This is a genomic window from bacterium, assembly GCA_040755795.1.
Classification (GTDB): Bacteria; UBA9089; CG2-30-40-21; order CG2-30-40-21; family SBAY01; genus JBFLXS01.
Map to the genome: position 1 here is coordinate 1 of JBFLXS010000319.1, position 4,846 is coordinate 4,846.

Sequence of the window (4,846 nt, forward strand, 5' to 3'; positions counted from 1 at the left end):
TAACATAATAACCAGAAGGATTAGTCGAACTCCCATAAACAATAATTTCATTATCTTTATCTGCGGTAATCCCATAGCCTATCTCCGGGGCAAAGTTTGGGACAGTTGAATCTGGCGGATTATGAATCACCCAATTACTTCCATCGAAATAGACCAATCTGACATTTTGCTCAAAATTACCCCAATTCCACAACACACCTGCCGGGTCAGGATTCCCGGGATGAACAGGAACAGAGATGGATTTGTAAGTTGGATAGATAGCACCAATTTTACCGGAACTAACTGTGCCGTAAGTAATCGTCGTCCAGATAGTTGATAAAGTATCATTCTTGCCATCAGTTGCCCAGATGGCATAGAGTAGTCCTCGCATAGTTATATTTGAGATTGGGATAGTTCCTCTATACAAATCACCACCTCCATTAGTCATCAGTGTAGAAGAGATGGTTTTTGTTCCACCTATCTTCCAGTATAAAATCGCCTGCTGGACATTGAAATTATCGGTAATGGTAGCCATAATTATCATTGGCAATCCCACAGGATTTGAGGGAATAGGGTTATGAAGGATAATCGGTGGAATAGTATCCTCTCCCTGAAATTCATAAGCCCCCATATCTACAATCCCATTTACTATCCTTGGGTTGCCATCTTTATCGGTCGGAGGAATTGCTGGGGCGGTGTTTGAACCTTTATTTATGCAGGGGGAACTTGTTCCAGGATGGAAGTCTGTATTGCTTATAAATTCTGGGTCGGATGAGATGTCATTTGCTCCAGCAGAACAATTATAATAATTTTGGTTACCAGTTAGTCCATTCTCCCAGACATCGTTGTAATCGATGGAAGGATTGCCAGAATTTACCATGATGCCATAGCAAAAACTACTTGTTGTTCCATTTTCTGTGATGATGTTGTTAGTGGTAGTTGGAGAGGAATCCTTACCGCAATAGATGCCATTACCATTATTTTTTGAGATTGTGTTATTGGTGATAGTTGGGGATGAATCTATTTCGCACGAAATACCATCCCAACGATTCCCTGAAATTATGCTGTTGGTAATAATAGGAGAGGATATGTAGCAAGAAATACCATAATGATTATTTCCTGAGATTGTATTATTGGTGAGGAATGGAGAGATAGCCCTGTCACAAATGATACCATCACCGTTATTTTCTGAAATGGTGTTGTTAGTAATGGTGGTGGAAGAAAGGTATCCACAGTAAATGCCACAATCATCATTCCCTGCAATAGTGTTGTTGGTAATAGTAGGAGAGGATTCCCAACAAACGATACCACGACCATTTCCTGAGATTGTGTTGTTGGTGACAGATGGGGAAGAATTGCCCTCGCAGGAAATACTACAATAATTACTCTCTAAGATTATGTTATTGGTGATAGTTGGAGATGAATTGTTACAGTAGATTCCCCACCAATTATTTGAGATAGTGTTGTTGATAATGGTTGGATTTGTATCATTTTGGCAATATATTCCTGCACCACCAAGATAACCTATTCCTCCTGTTATGATAAATCCAGTTATTGTTCCATTTGCATCATACCCATCAAAGGTTACGGTGTTTGTATCAGGAATCCCAATTGCTGTAATTATAGTAGAATCAGTTCCTGCTCCAATTATGGCAATTCGTTTGTTGATATAGACTGCCTCTGTATATGTTCCAGGTAGGACTACAACCTTTCCATCTATAGGACAGGCATCTATTCCTGCCTGAATGGTAGAAAATGTTCCGATTAAAGAACCATCAAAGTGATACACAATAACCGAACCCAGGATAAAATTAGCAGTAACAGTCTTAGTCCCATCCATCGTGATAGTAATCGGATTAGTATTGCCTGAGAGGTCTCCCATCCAGGAGTCAAAACGCCAGCCCCAACTTGCAACTGCGGTAAGGGTAACCGTACTCCCTGAATTATAGAGTCCACCACCAGGATTAAGGGTAACCGTTCCTCCATTTTCAGGATTGCAATGGATGATTAAAGGATATTTAGTTTCCTCTGACAGGAATTCATACGCACCTATATCTATTCGTTCATCTATCGGTCTTTCTGTAAATGTCGCTGAGTGAAAATATTCTTTGTCTGGTAAAGGAACGATGCTACCATCCCCTGCATCAATGCAAGCAGAGGTTGATAGAAGATGAAAGTCGGAATTTACATTTACAAGTTCTGGGTCTATACCAAGGACACTACTGGTGAGACTTCCTCGCTTTGTTGAATTCGATGAAAGCCAATTGTTTGTTCCTGTAAGCAAAGGTTCATCTGATGAATCTTTTACTATAGATAAGTTATTGAAGCCGTTAGGATGAAAGATATTATTAGATGCCTCAATCCTATCATAGTTATTCCAGATGTTAAAGAAGTTATTTGTTGAGGCATTGGCAATTATCGTATTATTGATGAATTTTCCTGTTCCGCCATGTCTATTTTCCCCAAAGACAATTATCTGATATTGGTTTGTTGAAGATGGCGACTTTTTTATAATATTTCCTATTGCCAGGGCATTTTGAGGATTTATGTGTTTAGTGCTGGAAACAAAGTCAACTTCATAATTACCACTATCGTGGATATAGTTATAGGCAAGAATTGTATTTTGACAGCGGTCTTTATAGCCCTGACCACCATTGTGATGGATATGATTATACCTGACAGTTGTTGTTCCACCTGCTTCAAAGTAGTGTCCATGCTCATATCCAGAGCCTACATAGCTATTATATGCCACATCACAGTATTCTTGAAGATAATCTACCGCCTCTTTTGTAACAAAGATGCCATTGCCATTATGATGGATATAGCAATCACGAATTGTTGTATTTGTAGCATAGACGACATAGACTGATGATGCATTTCCAACAAAACCACAAACAGAGGATGCATCCTTTATCTCAAGGTTTTCAATGGTTATATTCTCTACCCTCTCACTGGATTGTCTGCCCACACCTATAACACCCCTTCCATATCCCGCCAATGATGTCCCACCACTTGCATCTAAGCAGGGTCTTGGCTTCCCATCACCCCTTATGGTAATATTGGACTTTTTTACATCAAAAACCTGATAATATCTTCCTGGACCAAATACTACTTCATCGCCTGGTTGGGCATTGTTACAAGCAGTTTGAGCAGAGGTATATTCTGTCCATATACCATTATGGACCAACCAGATTGAATTCCAGGGTAGGGAACTTGTTGATGTGCCTGGTGGTTCAGGAGGTGGAATAACATCACTTGTATGGGTTATAACAAGCTGTGGCCGCCAGTCTGTTCTGCCCTCCCTTGAGATAAAGTATGTGCTGTTATACTCTAAGTTTAATAGAGTTAAATTGAACGATGCCTTGTCATCTGTTTGAGTCTTAACAAAGGTTGTTACATCAAATTCATTCCATCCTTGAATGATAGGTTGAGTAGCCAGTGATGGTGAACCTGGTGAAGGTGCATTATTCCAATTGATACCTTCCTCTGTCCAACTATCGTTCTCAATAGAGCTTACAATCAGAGAATTTGTTCCTGATCTGGGGTGATACAGACGAAGAATGGCAGAAGAAATAGAACCTGGCGGAATACCGCAAAGGTCAAACATCAGGTATGCCTTGCGATTATAATTATCTGCATAATTCCGAATTTTTATCCCACCATACCAACCATTATGATGTAGCGAGGGATTCCCACCATAGTTATTTGGCATATCTTGCATTGTAAATGCATCCTTTTCAGCGATAAGACAACTGATAGTGCCACCTTTTGGAATCCATTCGACATTTGCACCATAAACCATCGTTGGAACTAACATAATTAAGATTAAGATAAATCTCTTCATTATCTCTCCTCCTCGTGTAGCGTTCTCTAAATACATATAATAGTTATTAACGAAAATTTCTCATAGAACAGATATAGCACAGGGTTGATGGTTGATAGTTGATAGTTTCATAGACTATCAACAAAGAGAACTATTGGGGTCAGACCGTGAATGTTGAATGTAAAAGGGAACTGCTTTCTACATTCGAGGTCCTAATCCTACCATTATGCGAACTCCCGGAGCGGCTCTTATGCCTACATACTGCTTTATGAACGCCAGGTATTCTCTGCCACCTTTCGATCTTCTCTTTGCAACGAAATGTATTACAGCCAGGACTTTCACCAGTTTATCCGTTGGCATCTTTGATAGATCCATTTCTATGGCTTTGTTCACATAATGGAATGCTCTCTCCAGCAGATCGTTATCAAAAACAAGACTCTCGTCATGAAAGTGGTATTTATCAAGAAGCAACTCGATGACCCTTATCGGTATAGTATCATTCATCCTCTGGTTTGTTTGCTGATCAAAGGCGCAAATGGCTCCCTCTATTGCATTGGAGTATTTCTGAAGTTCAAAACTGGCCTCCATCTGCCTTGGTGTGTAGGATGGAACCTCATTGTATTTTCGTTTTAGAGATAGCTCTTTGTAGAAGGGGCAACCGCGACAGGTTTCCTCTTTTCTTATCTCCCCACAGCAAGGGGTGCAGATGGGGCTCTCTTTGATTAGACACTTTCGCTTTCCTTTTCTTGAACTACAAATGGGACATTTTGCCATCATATCTTCCTTATTTTTAACTATTCAGCAGTAAGTATTCACTACGAAGAGCACGAAGGACACGAAGATTGGACAGAATAAATCTCTTTATACCTTCTTTCAATCTTTCCACATTGAAATTTATCCATAGACCAACCTTGATATTTGGTAACCGTTCAGGCTATATATCAAAAGTGTAAGAAAGGGGATAAGGAGATAAGAGTGATATGGAGATAAGATAATAGAAATAGATTGAAATTTATAGAAATAGGTAGAAATTGATTGTGGAAA

The 4,846-nt window shown here is 39.6% G+C and carries 2 protein-coding genes; both read right to left on the reverse strand.

Annotated features, from left to right (window positions below; genetic code table 11):
• A partial coding sequence (locus AB1414_15660; protein MEW6608856.1) for a right-handed parallel beta-helix repeat-containing protein occupies positions 1-3,823 on the reverse strand: 3,823 nt, incomplete at its 3' end.
• A gap of 177 nt (positions 3,824-4,000) precedes the next feature.
• Positions 4,001-4,579, reverse strand: coding sequence for a hypothetical protein (locus AB1414_15665; GenBank protein MEW6608857.1), 579 nt, complete (start codon positions 4,577-4,579; stop codon positions 4,001-4,003).
• Positions 4,580-4,846: the final 267 nt, after the last annotated feature.